This window comes from Bradyrhizobium sp. 31Argb (assembly GCF_043638955.1).
In the GTDB taxonomy this organism is placed as follows: Bacteria; Pseudomonadota; Alphaproteobacteria; order Rhizobiales; family Xanthobacteraceae; genus Bradyrhizobium.
Genome location: NZ_JBEGDB010000507.1, coordinates 1 through 2590, shown reverse-complemented (window position 1 = coordinate 2590; position 2590 = coordinate 1). Strand labels below are relative to the sequence as shown.

Below are 2590 nucleotides of genomic sequence, written 5' to 3'. Positions count from 1 at the left end.
GCGCCTGGGCCTCGAAGCCTTCCGTCGCATCAAATACGGCACCACTTTGAGGCTCAAAAATGTGTGAATCGGATAGCGGTGGAAAAGGGGGGAGCACAATCAGGCGATCGGTCGCTCGCGCGGAGGCCGGACGACAAAGATCCATGCGCTGAGCGATCCGCTCTGCCGGCCGGTCGTCCTGCATCTGACCCCGGGCCAGGATTCCGATATTGCGGCGGCGCCCGATGTTCTGGCGCTCGCGCCGCCCATACGAGCCTATTTGGCCACGTTCGCCGCAAGCAGCCCGTCAAGTTCGACTGCCCATCGTCCGAGCTTTGGCCGCGGCTGCACTTGCCGCTCGTACTCGAAGGACGTCTCTCCCGACCTCAGAACCTTCCGGACCGTGTTCCGTGATACCTTCAGGTCACGGGCGATCTCCTTGATCGTCTTGCCCTTGATGAAGTGCTCGCGCCGAATCCGCGCAATCGTCTCCACGACCAGCATCCTCCACCACCTGCTTTGTTACGAAGCAGGCAGCGCAACAGACCAACCTTTAGGGGGTCAATTTTGGGCTCTGACGCAATTTTGGTGCAGCCCCTTCATTCTGCGCCGATTAATCGGGCCTGAAGCAGATCAATCTTTCCGCGGCCATACATTTGACGCCTCACGAGCTTGAGACGCGTGATCTGACCTTCGGTCTGGCCGTTAGACCAGGGCAAAGTGATTGCTGCTCGGACCGCCGCTTCATCCCTGGCGACGCCGCCGGCAAACGAGGCGACGAGACTAGCTCGGGCTCGCTCGATCCACGGGATGAAGCCCGCCTCGGTCTTGCGCCGGATCATCAGGTGGAATTCGGCGATGATCTCGCGTGCCTCGACTAAGTTTGGCACGCCAGCTTCAATCGCCGCGATCGTGACGGTCTCCGCTTTCGTAAGCAAGTCCCGGCCGACTGTCATCAGGCGCGCGATCGTTCTGGCTGATGGAATCCTCTGAAGGTTTTGTGTGTCGGCCCTTTCCGCTCGTCGTCTGCGGGTCGCCCACTCGCTGATGACGCGGAGCGAACCTCTGAAGCCACGTGCCTTCAAACGGCGCCAAAGTTCGGCCCCGTTGCGACAACCGGACGCCCACTGGTCGTCGAGCCACGGCAAATGCAGATCCAACGAACTTTGCCGGGTCCGGAAGACATCCGTGCGCTCGCCGCGGATCACTTGTCGGACCAGCTTTCTGCTGTTGCCGGTTTGGCGCACGATCTGCTTGATGGGGACGCCGTTTTTCGACAGAGCCAGGATAGTCGCATTGGTCTCTTCGCGGCGTAGATAGCCCTCGTACTGGAGGCGCTCGGCGGCTGTGAGAAGTGCGGGATCGATCGTCGTTGCACCGATGACGGTGCGAATCTGTCGCATCGATTTGCGGACGGCATCAAGGAAGGCTCGACTGGCGTTCTCCATCAGATGCCAGCGGTCGGCGACCTGGACTGCTTGCGGCAGGGCCTTGGCCGCGGCTTCGTCATATCCGCCGCCTCGGTCACGGGCGATGATCGCAATCGTGGGATGAGCAGCGAGCCACGCTTGGGCGGTCGCGGGCTCACGATCCGGCAGCAGAGTGACTACCCGGCGCCGTTCCAAGTTGCAGACGATGCTGGCGTACCGGTGATTGCGCCGCCATGCCCAATCGTCAATGCCGATGACCTTGAGCGGGTCAGCCGATGGACGGCTGCGGCGTCGGACCACGCGCAGGAGCGTGTCTTTGCTCACCGGCAGCGTCAGCCGTTTTGCAAAGCTTGCCGCCGGCCGACCACCAAGCGCCAAGCCGAGGTGATGTACGATGGAGTCCAGCCTCGCCGTGCGACGCGCCGATGGTGCCAGTACGCCTCCGGCGAAACGCTCGGTGAAGATCTGGCGCCCGCACAGAACCGCATCGCAGCGGAAGCGACGAGCGGTGACCAGGAGCTGGACGATCCGACCTGAGAGCGGCAAATCGGTCACGCGGCGTCGATAGCGGCTATGGACACGTCGGGAAACCGTTCCGCACGACGGACACAGGCCGATGCATCCGGCAGCCCGGACCACAACAATCGCCTTATCACCCTCGTAGTAAGCACTCTCTACAACAAACCCACGCGGCACCAAACTGGAGCGGTGGAGTGCCTGCTGCATGGCGTCGATTCTCCTCCAATCAAAGCGCCAGACATCCCTCAAACTGCATCAAAAGTGATGGTGTGGAACGGCCCTTCGAACCGGCATCAAAAGTGCCTAACGTGGTCGCGTAGAGAGGCGCCACAAAGGAAGGACCGTTCCATGGAGAAGATTATCACAGTGGGGTTGGATTTGGCCAAGTCGATCTTCCAAGTTCACGGCATCGCCGAAGACGGGAAAGTCTTGGTTCGCCGCACGTTGCGACGGTCGCAGGTGCTGCCGTTCTTTCGAGGGCTCCCCTCCTGCTTGGTGGGCATGGAGGCTTGTGCGAGTGCACATCACTGGGCGCGCGAGATCGCAGCGCTGGGCCATTTGGTCCGCATGATGCCGCCAGCCTACGTGAAGCCCTACGGTGCGCCCCGACGGCGCGTATTACCAGTGGAGGAAGGATCCACCCAGAGAGTTGTCGATTGATC

1 protein-coding gene and 3 pseudogenes are annotated in these 2590 nt (G+C 61.6%); 2 read left to right on the top strand and 2 right to left on the bottom strand.

Annotation, left to right across the window (positions count from 1 at the left end):
* Nucleotides 1-85 precede the first annotated feature (85 nt).
* A pseudogene (locus AAFX91_RS40740) lies at nucleotides 86-265 on the top strand (IS5/IS1182 family transposase); the annotation flags it as partial.
* Here AAFX91_RS40740 and AAFX91_RS40735 read toward each other — a convergent pair.
* Together AAFX91_RS40735 and AAFX91_RS40730 are read right to left on the bottom strand one after the other, a co-directional pair.
* Nucleotides 259-483 (bottom strand): annotated as a pseudogene (locus AAFX91_RS40735) (IS21 family transposase); the annotation flags it as partial. The pseudogenes AAFX91_RS40740 and AAFX91_RS40735 overlap by 7 nt on opposite strands.
* A gap of 95 nt (nucleotides 484-578) precedes the next feature.
* Nucleotides 579-2135 carry an ISL3 family transposase gene (locus AAFX91_RS40730; RefSeq protein ID WP_394570249.1) on the bottom strand — a complete coding sequence of 519 codons (1557 nt, stop codon included), beginning with the start codon at nucleotides 2133-2135 and terminating at the stop codon, nucleotides 579-581.
* Nucleotides 2136-2276: 141 nt separating this feature from the next.
* On the opposite strand from AAFX91_RS40730, the pseudogene AAFX91_RS40725 reads away from it, so the two are divergent.
* Nucleotides 2277-2525, top strand: a pseudogene (locus AAFX91_RS40725) (IS110 family transposase); the annotation flags it as partial.
* Nucleotides 2526-2590 lie beyond the last annotated feature (65 nt).

Bases quoted from the DNA above. Each gene is read 5' to 3' on its own strand.
- AAFX91_RS40730 (WP_394570249.1), bottom strand. From the start codon at position 2,135: ATGCAGCAGGCACTCCACCGCTCCAGTTTGGTGCCGCGTGGGTTTGTT.